General features: G+C 42.4%; 16 protein-coding genes and 2 pseudogenes. 7 read left to right on the top strand and 11 right to left on the bottom strand.

The annotated features are described in order from the left end of the window. Positions 1-71 precede the first annotated feature (71 nt). The 4 genes from ACMV5I_RS15190 to ACMV5I_RS15175 all read left to right on the top strand — a co-directional run bounded on the left by ACMV5I_RS15190 (position 72) and on the right by ACMV5I_RS15175 (position 5,078). On the top strand, positions 72-2,636 hold the full coding sequence (locus ACMV5I_RS15190; protein ID WP_414824725.1) for a fimbria/pilus outer membrane usher protein: 2,565 nt from the start codon (positions 72-74) through the stop codon (positions 2,634-2,636). A gap of 120 nt (positions 2,637-2,756) precedes the next feature. After that, on the top strand, positions 2,757-3,746 hold the full coding sequence (locus ACMV5I_RS15185) for a fimbrial protein (protein ID WP_414824724.1): 990 nt from the start codon (positions 2,757-2,759) through the stop codon (positions 3,744-3,746). Positions 3,747-3,790: 44 nt separating this feature from the next. After that, entirely contained in the window at positions 3,791-4,432 is a 642-nt protein-coding gene (locus ACMV5I_RS15180) for a hypothetical protein (protein ID WP_414824723.1), read from the top strand. 28 nt (positions 4,433-4,460) lie between these two features. Then, on the top strand, positions 4,461-5,078 hold the full coding sequence (locus ACMV5I_RS15175) for a LuxR C-terminal-related transcriptional regulator (RefSeq protein ID WP_284122127.1): 618 nt from the start codon (positions 4,461-4,463) through the stop codon (positions 5,076-5,078). 150 nt (positions 5,079-5,228) lie between these two features. On the opposite strand, the gene ACMV5I_RS15170 is transcribed toward ACMV5I_RS15175, so the two are convergent. From ACMV5I_RS15170 to ACMV5I_RS15135, 8 genes and pseudogenes are all read right to left on the bottom strand, one after another. After that, the gene (locus ACMV5I_RS15170) at positions 5,229-5,999 is read right to left on the bottom strand and encodes a winged helix-turn-helix domain-containing protein (RefSeq protein ID WP_414824722.1); all 771 of its coding nucleotides are present in this window, start codon (positions 5,997-5,999) and stop codon (positions 5,229-5,231) included. Between the two features lie 418 nt (positions 6,000-6,417). Continuing rightward, positions 6,418-6,717, bottom strand: a complete 300-nt coding sequence (locus ACMV5I_RS15165) for a hypothetical protein (RefSeq protein ID WP_414824721.1) — start codon at positions 6,715-6,717, stop codon at positions 6,418-6,420. 864 nt (positions 6,718-7,581) lie between these two features. Next, complete coding sequence (locus ACMV5I_RS15160; RefSeq protein ID WP_414824720.1) at positions 7,582-7,848, bottom strand: hypothetical protein; 267 nt, start codon at positions 7,846-7,848, stop codon at positions 7,582-7,584. A 335-nt stretch (positions 7,849-8,183) separates the two neighbouring features. Continuing rightward, positions 8,184-8,371 (bottom strand): annotated as a pseudogene (locus ACMV5I_RS15155) (DNA-binding protein); the annotation flags it as partial. 235 nt (positions 8,372-8,606) lie between these two features. Next, the gene (locus tag ACMV5I_RS15150; protein ID WP_414824719.1) at positions 8,607-8,819 is read right to left on the bottom strand and encodes a putative zinc ribbon protein; all 213 of its coding nucleotides are present in this window, start codon (positions 8,817-8,819) and stop codon (positions 8,607-8,609) included. Positions 8,820-8,827: 8 nt separating this feature from the next. Then, a complete protein-coding gene (locus tag ACMV5I_RS15145; RefSeq protein ID WP_414824718.1) occupies positions 8,828-9,154 on the bottom strand; it encodes a putative zinc ribbon protein in 327 nt (108 codons plus the stop codon). A 1,115-nt stretch (positions 9,155-10,269) separates the two neighbouring features. Next, positions 10,270-11,013: pseudogene (locus tag ACMV5I_RS15140) on the bottom strand (type II toxin-antitoxin system HipA family toxin). 263 nt (positions 11,014-11,276) lie between these two features. Further along, entirely contained in the window at positions 11,277-11,789 is a 513-nt protein-coding gene (locus tag ACMV5I_RS15135; protein ID WP_414824717.1) for a helix-turn-helix domain-containing protein, read from the bottom strand. A gap of 374 nt (positions 11,790-12,163) precedes the next feature. Here ACMV5I_RS15135 and ACMV5I_RS15130 point away from each other — a divergent pair, with 374 nt between their 5' ends. Then, positions 12,164-12,799 (top strand): carbonic anhydrase, encoded by a 636-nt coding sequence (locus ACMV5I_RS15130; RefSeq protein WP_414824716.1) that lies wholly within the window; start codon positions 12,164-12,166, stop codon positions 12,797-12,799. A gap of 338 nt (positions 12,800-13,137) precedes the next feature. Here ACMV5I_RS15130 and ACMV5I_RS15125 read toward each other — a convergent pair whose 3' ends face one another. From ACMV5I_RS15125 to ACMV5I_RS15115, 3 genes are all read right to left on the bottom strand, one after another. Further along, on the bottom strand, positions 13,138-13,755 hold the full coding sequence (locus tag ACMV5I_RS15125; RefSeq protein WP_414824715.1) for a response regulator transcription factor: 618 nt from the start codon (positions 13,753-13,755) through the stop codon (positions 13,138-13,140). Positions 13,756-14,141: 386 nt separating this feature from the next. After that, on the bottom strand, positions 14,142-14,633 hold the full coding sequence (locus tag ACMV5I_RS15120; RefSeq protein WP_414824714.1) for a FidL-like protein: 492 nt from the start codon (positions 14,631-14,633) through the stop codon (positions 14,142-14,144). A 6-nt stretch (positions 14,634-14,639) separates the two neighbouring features. Then, complete coding sequence (locus ACMV5I_RS15115; protein ID WP_414824713.1) at positions 14,640-15,434, bottom strand: winged helix-turn-helix domain-containing protein; 795 nt, start codon at positions 15,432-15,434, stop codon at positions 14,640-14,642. A gap of 434 nt (positions 15,435-15,868) precedes the next feature. Here ACMV5I_RS15115 and ACMV5I_RS15110 point away from each other — a divergent pair, with 434 nt between their 5' ends. Next, entirely contained in the window at positions 15,869-16,396 is a 528-nt protein-coding gene (locus ACMV5I_RS15110) for a fimbrial protein (protein WP_074028399.1), read from the top strand. Positions 16,397-16,577: 181 nt separating this feature from the next. Then, positions 16,578-17,015 (top strand): fimbrial protein, encoded by a 438-nt coding sequence (locus ACMV5I_RS15105; protein WP_414824711.1) that lies wholly within the window; start codon positions 16,578-16,580, stop codon positions 17,013-17,015. Positions 17,016-17,025 lie beyond the last annotated feature (10 nt).

Here is a 17,025-nt window from a genome sequence, read left to right as displayed (position 1 = left end):
AATATTTAAATTGATAACTTTATTTTTAATTTCTTTACCATGGAAATAGGGATTTTGACCGGGTGATAATTATGAGAAATCTATTTATAATAATAAGTGATTGTTTAAGATTGAAAAAAGTAAATGGCAACTTTTGGAAGGTTGCTATCACTTCGGCGATTTCTCTTCAATCCCATAATGTTATCGCCCAAGAGATTCAGGATGGGAGTAGTTCTGAGAAGGCTGTGTTTGACCCTGGTTTCCTTATGCAGGCAGCTGGTAATGAAATTGATGTGGCGCGCTTTGAGTATGGTAACCAGTTAGAGCCTGGAGAATATCGAGCTGAGACATATCTTAATGAGAAATTCATTGGTCTGGAATCAGTCCCCGTTATTTTAATTGAAGGGAAACCCAAGGTACTTATCAATAAAGGTTTGTTTAATAAAATTGGGATCAAATCGAGTGCATTAAACACTAAGGCTTTCGATGAGTTGAATCCTTCGGATGACTATTATGAGCTGGGAAAGCTAACTTCCGCGGCCAAAGTTCATTTTGACAGTTCAGAAATGCGTCTTGATATACAAATACCTCAGGCCGACTTGCTGCAAACGGCTCGCGGCTCTGTTGATCCTGCAATGTGGGAAGACGGAGCTAATGCACTATTATTAGGCTACAATACGAACTATTATGAATCAGTAGCCAATGGTAAAGAGTTTCAATCATTTTATGGTGGCACTAACGTCGGTTATAATATGGCTGGTTGGATGTTTCGTCACACCGGGTCCTTAACCTGGCAGAAAAATGATCGTAGGGACTACAACAGCATACGAAATTATGTTGAGCATGATATAACCCCGCTCAAAGCCAGATTAACCGTTGGTGATGCATTCACTTCAGGTGAGTTGTTCGACACATTTGGTTTTCGCGGTGTTGCACTTAACACCATCGATAAAATGTTGCCTGACTCTCAGCGAGGCTATGCACCCGCGGTGCGTGGAATTGCACAGACCATTGCACGCGTCACTATCGAACAAAGTGGGGCACTCCTTTATGAAACGACCGTGCCGCCTGGGGCTTTCGTAATTAATGATTTATACCCAACGGGCTATGGTGGGGATTTAAAGGTTAAAGTCACAGAAGCCGATGGGCGTCAAACTACGTTCAGCGTTCCTTATGCTTCTGTACCGCAGCTACTTCGTCCTGGAATGACACAATACAACGCTGCTATAGGTACTATCAGGGATTTAAATATCTCTTATACTCCAAGAGTTGCACAAGTGACACTCCAACATGGGCTGACAAATAGCCTAACAGGTTATACGGGATTTTTAGGAACCGGAGATTATAGTGCTGGTTTAGTAGGCGCAGCGATAGGTACCCAGTTTGGTGCGTTAGCCCTAGATGTTACTCATGCCAAGGCTTCAGCAGGAGGTAATACAAACCAGGGTAGCAGTTATAGAGCGACTTTCAGTAAGATGTTTGCGGAAACCGGCAGTAGCGTATCCATTGCTGCGTATCGTTTCTCATCATCTGGCTATTTGGATCTAAAAAATGCGATGCTGTTTAGCGACCATTATCGTTATAATAGTGATCACACGGCTTTAACCCTTCAGCGCCCGCGTAATAGACTATCGCTAACTGCAAGTCAGTCTTTCTCTGAAGGTCTGGGGCAGTTATATGTCAGTGGTTTTAGTCAGAACTATTGGAATCAAAGTGGTAATGATAAGCAGTACCAAATTGGTTACAGCAATAATTTTGGGCGGTTATCTTATTCAATCTCAGCAAACCGCTTAAGAAACGTTGGTGGCGATCAAGAAACTCAGTATTTAGTCACTTTCACTGCTCCATTAGGTTCAGGAGGAAACTCACCAAACCTGAATATGAATCTTGGCCGTACATCTAACGGATTAAATAGCCAGGCAAGTGTTAATGGCATGTTGGGGAGTGATGACCAGTTTAACTATAATCTGGCCGCCGGCAGAGACGAAAATAATAATAGCGCCGGGAGTGTTTCAGGGGTTTACCGTTCGCCTTATAGTTCCTTGCAAGGTTCCTATGGTCAGGGTAAAAATTATCGCTCAGTCTCAACCGGGGCGACAGGGTCTGTCGTTGTACTTTCCGATAGTATCACTGCAAGCCCATACAGCTCTGATACATTAGCCGTTATTAGCGCGCCTAATGCCGAAGGTGCCAAAGTTGAGGGGTATTCGGGTGTTGTTATCAATAATAGAGGTAATGCTATCGTACCTTATTTGAATTCTTATCGCTTGAATGAAATATCTCTGGATCCAAAAGGCTTACCTGTGGATGTTGAATTACAAAACACACGGCAACAGGTGATACCACGTTCCGGTGCAGTTGTCCGGTTGAGATATCGTACATCGGTTGGTCGTCCTGTACTGATAAATGTTGACACAAATGGGAAAGAACTTCCTCTTGGGGCGGCGGTAAGGGATGAGAAAGGGAATACTGTTGGAACCGTTGCCCAGGGTGGCATGATTTATGCTCGCTTACCAGTAGCAACCTCTCAATTGAACGTTCTGTGGGGAGAAGGAAAACAAGAACGTTGTACATTTAAGGTTAGTGTTCCGGAAAATACTAAAACTAATAAACTACAAACCACTAATTTTTTAAATATTCATACTAAATGCTTGTGAGAAATACCTTTTGGCAACCACTTTTCATATAAATACTAGTGGTTATTTTCAATAAAAAACAACGAGAATATAGTAATGAGAAATGTAAGTTGCAACAGGTCATCTTTCAGAGTTTTACTGATGTTTATTTTTTTATTTGGATTTAATTCGAATGTTTATGCAGGGTTAATTTGCAAAGCTGCAGATGGAAGAAGTGTTTTACTTTCTCTTGGTGTTGACACTCCAGCAATAAAGGTTACTCCTGGCATTCCAATAGGAACAGTTCTGTTTAGTAAAAGTTATGATTTCACTACTTCTTGTAGTTTAAATAAGGCTACGGATAAAGCGACGTTGATATACTTTAAACGCAAAGATCTTACTAAATCTTTGGGTTATGGTCTTACCTTAAACATAAGTTTTAAAAATAATAATGGTAATTCAGTTCAATCTATTTCATCAGGTCAATCGATTCAAGACTACGCAGCTATTGGAGGAGGATCTACATCATCATACTGGCCAAAAAGTACGTTCAGTGTTGATGTGCAAATTGTTAAAACGTCTAACAGTACGCAAGCATCTGCTATTGCGAATAGTGTAGAGCTTTTTACTATGGGTGGAGCCTCGGCATACGCTGTAGACAGTGCTACATTTACAATGCAAAATCCTAACAGTGTAGTTTATACAACTGAAACCTGTAAGATCAAAGGTACTGCATCTTTCACTGTTACTTTGGATAAAACAACCATAAATAAAAAGAGTGGTTTTGGTTCTGGTGTCGGTTCTAATAGTAAATCTAAGGGGTTTAATATTAGTTTGCTCTGTGATACGGAAATAATGAGTGCTTTTAAAATTATGTTACAATTGGATGGTGCAAGCCCTCAGGGTGGGGGAGTTTCGGGATTGTTGTCATTGTCTCCAAATACCGATAATGCACAAGGTGTGGCATTGCAAATACTATTTGGCGGCACCGAAAATCCAGTTAAGCTTGGGACTCCCTGGCAGATTGGTTCATTCCCAGTAAGTGGATCAGAAATAAGCATCCCTTTTTCAGTAAGATATTATCAAACGCAAGGTAATGTTACTCCAGGCACGGCCAATAGCACGATGGTCTATACGATATCATACATTTAGGTGCGTATTTGATACGCATTTCTATATTCTTGCTTGGTGGTTTTATGAATGCTTTTAATTTATCTAAAAAAAATATTATTTTAACTGACTTGACGCCAGTCAATGCATTTGGTGTGCGTAGTTCACTCGAGTCGGTTAATGGGGGGGATTATACGGTAGTTAATATTAATAACGTATGGGATATTGGCAATGAAACTGACAGAACGATTGCATTAGTTATTCTATCCATTTCGAAAGAGTGTGGCAACACGTTGGACTCTATAAAGAAGGCATGGAAAATATCGAGCTCAGGTATACCTGTTTTATTATTCTCTGATGTTTTAAATGCAAAGTTATACGCGCTTATTGCCTCGTTGGGCATCAATGGAGTTATGTTCTATAAAGAGAGTAGTAGCGTTTTTCTTGATATTTTCTTTTCTATTATGAATAAAGAAAGAAGATTCGGTCCTTATGTTTTGGAGCAAATGGACTGGAAGGTACCTGCGTTATTGACTCCGGCTGAAACCAACTTGGTTTTTGACTTGCTCGAAGGTAAAAGAGTTACAGATATAGCTAAAAAAAATGGACGTAACATAAAGACCATATCTACTCAAAAAACAAGTATAATGAAACGACTTAATATAAATAATAATAGTGAGTTTTCTGTTCTTGGCGGTGTGTTAAACAGATTTTCATTTTATACGTAATTATATAAATAAGGCCTCGGTGCGAAGCATGACTAGTATAGCTTTAATGAATAATTGTCCAATAACAGTGTTAGGAATTAAATCGGTTCTCGCTGGGTTGGGTGCGAGTGTTAATTACTCTACAAGTACCACTGTGGAGCTGTTAGCTTTTCTTAAAAAAAATACCGTTAGCTCGGTCATTTGTGATATTCCTGTTGTTGATAATTCAGCAACTAATACAACAAGTGATTTCTTATCTGAAGTTAATGAGTTAATTTCAGATGTGATAATTTTTACTTCATGTACTGACCGAAATGAAATATCACCAATTATTCGTGAGTATAGTTGTTCAATAATCTCCTCTCAAGAGGAGTGTGGTATTATTGAATTGCAATTAGATAAGGCATTAAGAGGATATGAAACACTAAGTCCGAAGATACTAACTATATTAAATTCAAAGAATAAGATGGAACTTGATGATCTTAACTTGCTTACCATCAAGGAGAGAGAAACATTATTCCACTTGTTGAGTGGTAGAAGTATTTCGCAAATTGCTATAGATTGTTCTAAGAGCGTAAAAACAATCAGTGCTCATAAAATAAAAATCATGAGAAAGCTAGGCGTAGATAATGTGACTCAGCTTTTCTCCAAGATAGTTAGATTGTAACTTGGTTGCTTTTTGAGTTTTTATTTGGTACAGTTGCGGCGATAGGCGTATTCAAAACATGTACCATTATCTAACCTCATATTTTAGTAGTCATTTTAAGGTGTGCTTCATATCAATCTCAATCGGGCTTATAGGAACCCCAGGTGTTTATTAGTCTGGGGTTGTAATAATGTGGTATTCAGATATGCAATCAGTGTCTTCGTCCCTAATTTCTTTGTTACATCTTATTATTGATACTCTTTGCGAGAATTGGTGTCTTGTTAAGTAATTAAATTTGTATTCTTTGCAAGATTTATCATTGATTCTTATGTATTTCTCTGACTCATCGACCTTTGTCATCACGTTATCAGTATAAATCCTGCATTCTCCTATATTTTTCGCATACTTATACTTCATGAAGAAATCACTTTGATTTTTCATGTTGCCTTCAATTATGAAATATATCGTAATAATAGCCGTCAATAATATAAACATAAATGTTAATCTGTTTGTTTTATTAGTCCTCTGTATTGATACCTGATTTTTAATTTTTATTTCAGGTGGTTGTTTTTGGTTGTTATCTTCCTTATCTCCTTCAGTTATTTCTTTAATATCTAGAAACTTGCTCAGTTGCAATCCTTTTCTGGGGATTGTATTAACAACTTCATTTCCCAAGCCTAATTTTATAAAACCCCTACGGAGTATAGATATATTTTGGTAAAAAGTGTTTGCGGTGACATGTACACCATTTTTGTTCCATACCTCGTTAAAAAAGATGTCTTTATCTAATATTATGTCTCTGTTTTTGAGTAGTAGCATCAAACAGCGTGCTGCAGGGACATACAGAAGTACTTTATTACTCGAATCATCAAGTGAGGTTAACGTTCTTTCTTTGGCATTGAATTCTACAGCATTATTTATGATGTAAATAGTTGGCATCATGATTCTCCTACGTTCCTTTAGGTAGAGTTTTTATTCTCTGGCAATAATACTAACATTACAGATGGTGTTTTTCTTTGGTTTGCGAATAAAAAGGCATAGTATAATTTCATTGATTTTGAATTTTTATTATTTTTTCATTTTCGTACTTATGGTATATTATGTTATTTTGTTTGGTTTCACGCGATTTTCTAGTTAATTTGAAATGAGATTAACTAGTTTCAGTTTTTCATAATGCTATTAAGAGGAAGGGCGCTTTCCACTTTAGGCTTTATCTTGTCTCATTAAGTTTGAGAGTTGTTATTCAACCAGTTATACTATTTTTATAGTGTCGGTAAAGTTATGATTTATTTTGTGGCCTTTATCAACTACTTGTAACTTATAATAAAGCTTGCTTTGGTATCATCTTTACCTGTACTTGCTACTCCAGTTGAAAAGTACCTCTCATGGTTGTGAGTCGAACGCTACCTGTTTTCCCAGTTAAATTGCAGTTTTCATCTTGTGTAATACTAAGGAAAAATGAAGCACCACCGGCTATATCATTTTTTTCATGCTGGATACCTGTACGGAAATCACATTTACTGTTGTCATCATTAACACTTACAGCACAGATGTTGTTGTTAATATCCCCGATGAATTCGATAGTGTCATCGATTGCCATGGGATAACCAGAGAATAAGCTCAGAGAAATTGCCAATGCTGCGGATGGGATAATTTTCATTTCATAGTCCTTTAGTTTAACCCTTAAATAAGTGGTTTTTTTAATCACACCAAAAATGTCTGCATGCCTGGCTCACTGATAACTAGAGGTGCTTGCTTGGCGAGAGGAATGATACAGCCCCGACAGCTCAAATCAATATATAGCCATATCTCCATGAATATAGAATTATGTTCTTAAAAATTAACGATAAGAAGGTTTTTGTTCTTTTTTGTTCTGTGTCGTCTAAGATTGATTTATATATTTCTGAAGATAATGATTCTTGTTTCACAATTGATTTCGATGTGTATGACCATTCTTGTTGATTTTACAAATATGGAAAGCGACTATTCCGAGATTCACCAACCTATAAATCTCGTTATTCAGACTAGGATAGTTGTGCTGATTTGATGGTGTAACTGCCCTAGTAGGGGGCTTTGCTTGCGCAGCGTAAATAAATGGACACTATAGTTTCGTCTATATGGATCGTAATGATCAGGGGATTGGCACTTTAGCCAGAGCTACAAAGAGATCGCTTTACTGGTATCTGAAGGTGATCGCCAGTAATGGTTCGATTTAAGTTAGTAAATGGGCACCGAAGTACCCAGTTGATGGTTGATAAACCTCATCTGACCCTTTGTTATCAAATCCCACACCTGCTTTTAAACTATTTTGAAACGAAGAGAAACGAGGTCGTACAATGTCCAACCGAAGAAAGTGGCATTAGCGCCACATCATTGCCTCTTCACCGGTCATATGCTGAGTACCAATCACGTGTCGTGACGCAGGCTTGCTGATCGTGTAATAAATCTGCTTCACGACTCGTACAATGCAGAAATGGCGAACAAGTTCACCATTAAAATTATATAGTTAAAACACTAACAATAGTTAGGCGTACTTTTTTGCCCAAGACACAGCCGTTCCCTGACCACTACCACCAATATACTCAATCCAAGTATAAAACGATTCTTGCAAAGAAGGCGCTGTTGCAACAACGTAACGCCAGTCACGGCTAGTATCTAATGCAATTGCTAAGTCTTTCAGCTTATCGAAACCCGCAATAACAATTTTTTCTACATCAGGTGATGTATAATCCAGTCGATTAGCACCAGATACACATTTAATTTCGGCTTGGTTCATTTCACGTAAGCTCATATCAATTCCTTGATTCAATAGCATGAAAAAATAGTAATGCTCATGTGCATTACAAATCGAGCTAAAAATATTAACAGATAAAGAACTATGTTGATATAATGTGTTTGTCCATAAATCAGTCCCGTGAGAGTTATTACATATCACATCGAACATTACGAGATTATTTGAAAGTCTCAGATGTAATTGAATTTACTCCAACCTAAAAAACACCTTACAGTACTGAAATAAAATTCCTAAAATCAGTGAGATAATGCCAATTTAGATCATCAACCCTCAGCCTATCGGGTGTACAGACCGGGGACATTGTAGACAGGTGTTCAAGGACATGGTGAACGACGAAAGGGCAGCTCAAAACTGGTGGCATAGTCCACATTCAGTAAAGCAATACGCAGGCGCTCCGCACTTGCTGCATGCACCTGACGGCATCCCTCTAAGACCTCAGTCCATTGCAGCGCAAGACGCGGCGTTTCATTAAGTTCCACGAATTTGTAATTTCAATCGGGTAATCAATACGTTCGACCATGCTGGTTTCCCTTAACCTACCCATCGGTGACTTTATCAATGGTCTACGATATCCGGAAGTCAATTTGCAGGAGGTAGCTCCCTGTAGCGATTGAAACTTGGTACACTACGTTGAGAAGATGGCTGTTTTGGGAGCAGCCTTGAAACCTGACGAGGTATTGTCGGAAACTTTATGCCTGAACAAGTATGGCTTTAGTTTACGCAAAGTCATCGATATGCCACTGACAAAAACAGATTCAGGTATAATTTTCCTGCCAGCGTGTTTCTTTGATGCTGTATATCCCGGTGTTACACGTAATGCAGTGTTTTTCCCCCTGATAATGGCTCTGGCACCTGACGCAGTACCAGGACCGTACCGCGACAGGTGCTGCCAGTCCTCCAACCGTTCTTCGTAACTGACTGTGCCTCGCATCGGCTTTCACCTGGGGATCCAGATTTGCACATTTCATCAGCGTCGCTAGGTTGTTACAACCCACACAGAACCAGTCGGCTTTTCGAACCAGCGGTCGAGCGGTCGAGCATCCGGCATATGGCGACGCACCATCTTGATACGCCGCATTTCTACACGCTCCGGCTTGACGTAGAGGCAGTGTCGGCCTCGTGCGGTTAGCGCGTTCTGCAGATGTTCAAACCAGGGGCGTTCCGTGTGATATTCCGGATGGAACGTCATAGCGCTGCCGCAAAGATGGCAACGGTAGCGGTCGTAAGGTGCCGTTTGTGCAGTTCTAGCCCTGGTCAAGCGATCATTGCCGTCCAATGCCATAAAGGATTTTGCGTACATCATGTTGGTTCTCCGCACGACTTTACGCGCAGGGGACATCCGTCCCTGTATGGGCATAAAGTCGTGCTATTGAAGGGAAATGAGTGAAAACAGGTCAACGAGCGGGGTGACGCAACGGGTTAATACTCGGTGGTTTATTGGATAGTGCGTACAACTGAAGATAACTGCATCGCGTTGTAGCTAAGCACAGCATACTGGGACGGATAAGTATTGGGTTCACCACGGGAAACCTGGATGCAAATGGTTTCCAACAGCAGAGCCTACACCCACTCGTTAGACGGGCCGATGGCTGATGACTAGGCGTTGCTGATGAGGGCGTCAACAGCACCAACTTGCGTCTGTAACGTTGCATCATGGCGGACGCTGTAGAATGTATCTTGGTTCAACAACAACAGTATCGGGATAACGCTATCGCTCTCAACACCCCACAACAGGCTGATTTGTGTCGGCGGTGCTGGTCTACCTGCTGCTTGGCGACTGTCGATAAATATGTTGGTACGCTGGAGTAAAGCAGCATGAAACCGGGTTATTAGCGCGTCGAGGGGCTGAGTTGAAGGATCGAGTATCGGTATCTTCCCCAGTAGTGTTTCCCCCGATTCTAGTCCCAAAATCAATGATTTAATATGTTGGTATCAATGTTGGTATAATATACAAAATTAATTTTTTATTTATTTAAAATCAGGTGGTTAATCATTATGTGCAAGTCCGGTCCCCGCAAGACTTCTGCATTTTTTTAGTCAACCTGATTCAATCAACATCAACTTAGGGTTTACGTACGAACGTCTGCAATTTGCTTTGCCACCGGATTGATTGAACGGAAAAACTCAGTGATTTCATTGCTAACCAGTGCTCAGTACTCTAGTAGAACAGTAGGCTGGGTGTCGTATGTTTTCTAGGGTTATCCATTCGCAACTCTAAATGCTTCAGACATTCGTTCCTGCTCCCGAAGAGGTAGTCCCAAACCATCAGCAATTGTCCTCCATTGAGCCACGATCCCCATAAAGTTTTCAATAATTTCATCGGCCTGCGCCAAGCTCAAACGGAAATATTCAGCGACTTCACGTGCCAGTTCGAGATCGAGTGCATTATCTGCTTCGGTGATATTAAGCTTTAGGCCGTCAGACCAGGGAACGGGGGTTCATATCATGATTGCGTAGGTGATCATCGGTGTTAGAGACAAGAATATTGAAAACAATCCTTGACCAGAGCTCTTGCAGGTCGGTTTTTGTTTGTGTGCCATGTCTTATCAGAACGTCTGCAAGTTCAAGATAACTGACGCCGCTAGAGGCATCATCACCATCTTAATGTCTGGTCATTGTCATGGCAGAAGCAAAATGAAGGCGCTGGCCGGATCCTGTACGGTCGAACCGACGGACCATAAAACAGTGGTAATCGCTGGCATATTTATGCGCTTCAGCTGTTGCGACGTTCAGCCCGCAGCCAACGGCGAGAGCATTGGCCACCATCTCCCAGCCGCCAACATCGTAATCATCTTTGGTGCTGGGAAATTTTGCGATATAGAGATGGCCATGCTTGTCCACGACACTTGCTTTGGGCCTTGCCCCACCTAGAGAGCCACCTGGCGCAATGAGCATCCGCAACCATTCCTGACCCTGTAGGGATGTATTGTCTGGATCATCTTCCAGTGCGCGGCTTGCCCTTTCTAAAGCGTGAATTTCGGTAAAGGGAGGAGCCGCTTCGTCAGCTCGGTTATCAAGAAATTCACCTTCATCATTAAGCTTGTAGCGTAGAGCTCCTACTCGATAAAGATCATGTACACCCAAGAGATAATTTGATTCGTATAGCCTGGTTCCTTCAGCTTGGATACCGGCACGAATATCCCGTTCAAGGCGACGCTTCATCAGTATTCGGCCCCAGCGATCGGGACTGGAGTCGCCAAATATGCCGAATTTATCCCGTGGGAGAGTGGGGTACTGGGCACCTTCGAATAAAAGAATTTCTGGATCAAGTTGCAAACGATTGAGGTCGGGATCGGCCAGTGCTAGAGGATCATACTGAAATTCAAATAACTCTCGTGTACGAGTTTGTCGGCTATACAGGAAGCCAATTCGCTTTGGCCCGTGCATTCCATCCCAGTCTGCATATACCCCAATCATCGCCATCGTTAACTCCCTTTGATTGACTTCTTCAATGGTTTCAGCAGGGCAGCCAGATCGGCCGACGTTGTGCCTGTCGCTTTGTGGGCTGTATTGTTTGCTAAGGAGCCAGCTTTTGTTGTTGTAGCTGCCTGCTTATCTGATCCTTCATACCTGTAGGCAGCCTCAGAGCGCGGCTTTTTGTCTGCTGGTGCTTTACTCGGTTTTGCCTTGGAAGTGAAAACGATCTCGTTCTTTATCAGCCGGGAATCCTGAAGTTGGCGGCCTAGTTGATCTTCGGCGGCCAACTTATTCAGGTCGCTTTCAAGCCCTAACACCTGCATGACTGATAGATATGCACCTATCGTCACGCCTGCACCCCCGGCTTCAAGCGAACGTAGCGTCATTGGCGACATACCAGCCCGTTCTGCCACCTGTTTAGCCGTCAGCTTGCGCCGAAGACGCGCAAGCTTCAGCCGCTCACCAAAATCAGTCAGCAACTGGTTAGTTGTAGGAAGTAATGGTGCTGTTTTTTTCGCCATAATGTCAATATTTTATATTTTCAGTACTGATTACGCCATAATATTAGCATAATTTTGACATGAAGCAGCAAGGGGATGACATGTGATACTAATATTTTTACTAAAAATGGTTTAAAACGCCAGAATATTAGCACTTTTCAAATTGCTTCGAAGGAGGGAAGGGGATTTGTACGTATTCACTACCCCCGTATCTGCATCGTCCATTTATGCAACGTCTGTGTTACCTGGGCTCTTATGTTCCTTGCAGATAGCCTACTCAGACTAAAAGCACCCCGCTGAACCTCTGGGGCGTCTAGCTTAAGGTTTGGCCCGCTTTCCAGCTCAGCCAGCAAGGATTATCATACTATCGAGACTACAGATCTAGAGAGTGTGCTATGCAACATATTATTGAAGGTTTCCTCAGTTTCCAGAAAGAGATTTTCCCGCAGCGTAAGGAGCTCTTCCGCAGCCTTGCCTCCAGCCAGAACCCTAAAGCGCTTTTTATTTCGTGTTCTGACAGCCGCCTGGTACCCGAGTTGGTGACCCAGCAAGAGCCGGGGCAGCTTTTCGTTATCCGTAACGCAGGCAACATTGTCCCTTCCTTTGGCCCGGAGCCGGGTGGGGTGTCGGCGACCATCGAATACGCGGTTGTGGCGTTAGGCGTTACTGATATCGTAATTTGCGGCCACTCGAACTGCGGCGCCATGAAGGCTATAGCTTCTTGTCAGTGCCTTGACCCGATGCCTGCTGTTGCTCACTGGCTACACTATGCGGACGCGGCAAAAGCGGTGGTAGAGAAGAAAACCTGGGATAACGAAATCGACAAAGTTAACGCTATGGTTGAAGAGAACGTGATAGCCCAGCTAAATAATATTAAGACTCACCCGTCCGTTGCCGTTGGTCTGCGCGACAACGCCCTACGCCTGCACGGCTGGGTGTACGACATCGAAAGTGGTGAGATCCGCACGCTGGACAAAAATACCAAGAATTTCATTTCGCTGGCGGATAACCCCGAGGTCTACTTCGAGTAAAAGATGCTTGCCCTTGGTTATGAAACTGAATCCACGTTCCGACGTGGATTTTTTTAGGGTTAGATCTAATTAGTTGAATATAATTAATAATGTTCGCTTTTGATGCTCACTAAAAACCTTAGCAGACTTCCTCGATATGTAGCTGTTTCTTATACACAACTCGGCATCTTTTATAGGCGTTACTTTAAACTTCTCAATTTTCCGCCCGAAAAATTCTCTTTAAAATCAGCCTGTTGTGTTTCTAAAATTACGGCCATTTGACCGCAATTTGAGATGGGTACAAGAGACAGTAATATGGAGAGGGGATGGAAAACTCATATTCAATTTTCTTTTCTTGGCTAGTGACGGGTTAAACCGCCCTGCAGCATCCAATGGAATAACTCGCTAGTGCGTCTGAAATTCAATTTTTTCATTGCCGCGCGTTTATGTGAGCTTATGGTCTTCTCCTTGATACCCAGGCAACTTGCAACGCTGGCATGCGCTTTACCCTGCTTAAGATGATGTAGCACTTCTTGCTCACGCGGTGTGAGTGGCTCGTGGAGACAGACTTTCACGGTTTGCTGCGTGTCTTCGGGCGGCGGTTGTTGTGAAAGCAGGATGTTCTCAATGAGTTGTAAAACGGTGCTCACCGATTGGTGCCGGTATAAGATATTGGAGGTTGCCACACCACGGTATAAGTGCTGTAGATGAGCATCTTTTCTATCCGCGATGGCAAAATAAAGCGTCGGGCTACTGTCCCCAGAGGAGGAGGCTGGCGCAATGAATGTGCCGCAGCGAATGGCCTGAAAGATAATATCAGCAGTTATTCCATTCGAAGGGCCGGTGTAAAAGCGGATCTTTTTATTTTTAAAATAGCTGGATAGGGCCATAACGAGTCCTGCAATGAAAAAATTATCATCGTCTATGATGCGGATGGTCAATGTTTCCATCATCATGGCATTGTTCGTGCTGTTCATGTTCTCTTCGTCCTGGTTTACGCTTCTTGGTTTGAGTCATCAATTTTTTGGCGTCACGACTCTTGGCTTTTATCTGCACGCGTATCGACTGATTCCGGTATTACAGTGCGGGTTACGATATTAATCACCAGATAAAAGCCGGCTATGTAGCGGCAGCAATAGGCTAACCAACAAGATGCTCTGCATTCAAGTTAATGACTTTTAATCGCTGTATCTGGTTAAATGATTTGCTTGGTGGTGATTTATCAGTTTTTTATCCTGTAACTTGCGCTGGCGACTAGCGTATTAGGCGGTGTTAACTGGGGTGATCCTCAATTAACTTTAGCGGGATGGTATTAATAAAGGCTTAATCAGTGAGTGAAAGATGATTAAGCCTTTTGGTTAAGTTAATCCAATGTTCTAGCACAAACAAAGTGGGGGTTGGTTAACCCTTTAATAAGATATGCATTATTATTTAAATGCTTTGTCTCCATATAGAATGCGACGCCTGGCGCTTCTGGCAGCACGTATTCTTGCCAGATTTCGTCTGGTACATTATCTATGGGATGGCGCTCTTCCCGGATAATCATGGCTTTGGAAAAGCCTTTAAAGTCGGATTGCTTCATGGTGACAAAAACTCGCCTGGAAAATATATAATTTTTCCCTTCTCCTTTGAGGGAACCCACCGTGAGCGCCTCACTGCTGCCTTCATGGGCAGTGATGATGCTAATATCAAGATTGAGTTCAAGTTTCTTGCCCTCCTTTGTCGCTATGTGCGAACTCAAATGAGTATCACAGCGAAACGGTTTCCAGTTCGAGCGGTTGAAATAGTGATAAACGCCACTCAGGATGACAATAACGATGACAAGGCTGGTCAGACTGATAATAATTCTGTTCATGTGAGCCTACTCAACCTGTTTGAAGTTGTTGCAGTTTTTATAGTTTATATCGTTATTCTTGGTGCAAACCGACATAAAATTAACCTTAAGGAATTCGTTGGTAGGACGTGCTTCCATATAATAGATGTCAAGATCGGTCTGCGCACAATCGATCCCTTCATTGGCCAGCATTTTTCGCGCATGTTCAGATTGCACGGGGTCATGCTTACCTTCATTCAAAGTATAGATATGGCATTTATCCAGGATCCCGATGAGCGCAGGCTGTTCATTCTTGCTTAGGGTCACCCATGCCGCCGCCGCCGCGGTGACGCACAGAACAAAGAGCAGAGACAATGCCAGAATTTTCATTCTGCGTAATGGCTTTTTTGAGCTTGTGTTCACACCGGCCGCTACGACGTTATCCACCGCTGCCGGTTGACTCGACGGCTGAAGTTCAATGTGTTCAGCAGAAGCTAATTCTTTGGGGGGCTTGGTTTCTGGATGGATTTCCGCATCCAATTTAAAGCCTATGCGCGGCACCGTGATCAGAATGTCTTTACTCATCCCAAGTGCCTCAAAGGCTTTTCTCAACTCGCTGATATGGTTGCTCAACGTGGCGCCGGACGGAGAAAACCCAAAATCCTCCCAGACATGCTTGAGAAGAATTTCACGCGTCAATTCAGTTTTATTATTCTTTATCAACTCGCTTAACAATCTTGTCGCTGGGTTAGATAACCCTACCGTTAGTTGGGTATTATTCCTCAGCATTAATAATCGACTTTCTGGATCGAAAATTAGTGTTAGATTTATTATGTATTTCATGCGGATACCTATTTTATTCTGGTGTGCAAACATCAAAATATTCAATACTAAGATTAGTCTTGAAACAAGATTAGTAGAATCTAGGGTAGGTCAGCACTGGCAGTCAACTCCTTTTGAGGAAATTATTTTCCGCCTGAAACAGGGTTGAAATTAAAGGAGTTTTAGTTTTTAACGGGTCGCCATTTCTTAGTTTTACATGCTGATATGTTGGTTTATTTCATTTAATTTCAGAATTTTCATCCAATTTTTTGCTATTAATTAGATTTTTTAGCTTTTTAATTTTTTGGGATATATCATATTTCCAGTTGCCGGTAGCTATGACATGGCATGCAGAAGAGAGGCGTAAACCTCTCTTTCACGTGCCGGTTGTGTGAACCTGAATAATTGGCGACTTCACACAAATGGGAATGGACCCTTTAAAGGATAAAGTTGAAATGAAATTGAATAAAATCATGATGGCCGCAGTTTTGGCATTCGGTACTATTTCTGGTGCACAGGCTGCAGATGAAGGACATGGTAAAGTTACCTTCACTGGCTCTATTATTGATGCACCTTGCTCAATTGATCCTAAGTCTGTTGATCAGACCGTTGATCTGGGCGCAGTGTCGAACGTTTCCCTGCTGAATGGTGGTAACTCTGACCCGAAGCCGTTTGAAATTCGCCTGGAAAAATGCAGCCTGGATACCGCTAAAACAGTGACCACTACTTTTGATGGTGCTGCTGGCAAAAATGGCCTGTTGGGTATGACCGGTGATGCCAAAGGCGCCAGCATTGCAATTACCGATGGCAGCAATAACCTGATTGCACTGGGTAAACCAAGCGCGGGCCAACTGATCAGCGCCGGTGCTTCTGAAGCGACTCTGGCCTTCAGCGCTTATCTGAAAGGCGACGGCGGCGATGATAAATCTATCGTTCCGGGTAAATTCCAGAGCGTGGCCAACTTCATTCTGAACTACAAATAATTTGGCTTGTTGACAGGATTAATCATGTATGCGGGCCGTGCCCCGCATACATTCTTGCCAGAATGACTCGTGGGAGAATGATGAGATGAAACAGCCAGGAATGCTTTATTCGGCGTTTTGCCTGTTAATGCTGTTACCAATGCAAAGCGGCGTGGCTGCGGCGGGTTGGGGGCGGGTTAACATGCAAGGCGCCGTAATTGAAACGGCCTGCGCCATTGATACCAATAGCCGCGATCAGACTATTGATATGTCAGTAGCACCATTGAGCCAAATTATACGCGATGGGCAAGGTGCTATTCGCCCATTCAGTATTCGCCTGGTTAATTGTGTTTTGGGACGCATTGATGAAAATTTAGCGAAGTGGCAACGCTTTCAGGTGACATTCGATGGGCGGGTGGATAATGGATTATTCGGTGTCGATGGGCAAGCTCGCGGCGTTGCGTTACAGCTTAGCGACAGCGAGGGAAATATCGTATCACCTGGCAATCCAACGCCGTTACTTGATATTACCGAAGGTGACAGAGCACTAAATTATTCGCTGCGGCTGGTCAGCAATCAACAGCGATTACGCAGTGGGGAATACACCTCAACCATTAGGTTTAAAATGGACTATTACTGATTGGATGATA

This window comes from Serratia sp. T13T92 (assembly GCF_047530105.1).
Lineage (GTDB): Bacteria > Pseudomonadota > Gammaproteobacteria > Enterobacterales > Enterobacteriaceae > Chania > Chania fonticola.
This window is presented reverse-complemented; position numbering and strand designations above follow the sequence as displayed.

Coding starts and splice junctions, on each gene's coding strand:
- ACMV5I_RS15190 (WP_414824725.1), top strand. CDS start 72: ATGAGAAATCTATTTATAATAATAAGTGATTGTTTAAGATTGAAAAAA.
- ACMV5I_RS15185 (WP_414824724.1), top strand. CDS start 2,757: ATGTTTATTTTTTTATTTGGATTTAATTCGAATGTTTATGCAGGGTTA.
- ACMV5I_RS15180 (WP_414824723.1), top strand. CDS start 3,791: ATGAATGCTTTTAATTTATCTAAAAAAAATATTATTTTAACTGACTTG.
- ACMV5I_RS15175 (WP_284122127.1), top strand. CDS start 4,461: ATGACTAGTATAGCTTTAATGAATAATTGTCCAATAACAGTGTTAGGA.
- ACMV5I_RS15170 (WP_414824722.1), bottom strand. CDS start 5,999: ATGATGCCAACTATTTACATCATAAATAATGCTGTAGAATTCAATGCC.
- ACMV5I_RS15165 (WP_414824721.1), bottom strand. CDS start 6,717: ATGAAAATTATCCCATCCGCAGCATTGGCAATTTCTCTGAGCTTATTC.
- ACMV5I_RS15160 (WP_414824720.1), bottom strand. CDS start 7,848: ATGAGCTTACGTGAAATGAACCAAGCCGAAATTAAATGTGTATCTGGT.
- ACMV5I_RS15150 (WP_414824719.1), bottom strand. CDS start 8,819: ATGAAATGTGCAAATCTGGATCCCCAGGTGAAAGCCGATGCGAGGCAC.
- ACMV5I_RS15145 (WP_414824718.1), bottom strand. CDS start 9,154: ATGATGTACGCAAAATCCTTTATGGCATTGGACGGCAATGATCGCTTG.
- ACMV5I_RS15135 (WP_414824717.1), bottom strand. CDS start 11,789: ATGGCGAAAAAAACAGCACCATTACTTCCTACAACTAACCAGTTGCTG.
- ACMV5I_RS15130 (WP_414824716.1), top strand. CDS start 12,164: ATGCAACATATTATTGAAGGTTTCCTCAGTTTCCAGAAAGAGATTTTC.
- ACMV5I_RS15125 (WP_414824715.1), bottom strand. CDS start 13,755: ATGAACAGCACGAACAATGCCATGATGATGGAAACATTGACCATCCGC.
- ACMV5I_RS15120 (WP_414824714.1), bottom strand. CDS start 14,633: ATGAACAGAATTATTATCAGTCTGACCAGCCTTGTCATCGTTATTGTC.
- ACMV5I_RS15115 (WP_414824713.1), bottom strand. CDS start 15,434: ATGAAATACATAATAAATCTAACACTAATTTTCGATCCAGAAAGTCGA.
- ACMV5I_RS15110 (WP_074028399.1), top strand. CDS start 15,869: ATGAAATTGAATAAAATCATGATGGCCGCAGTTTTGGCATTCGGTACT.
- ACMV5I_RS15105 (WP_414824711.1), top strand. CDS start 16,578: ATGCAAGGCGCCGTAATTGAAACGGCCTGCGCCATTGATACCAATAGC.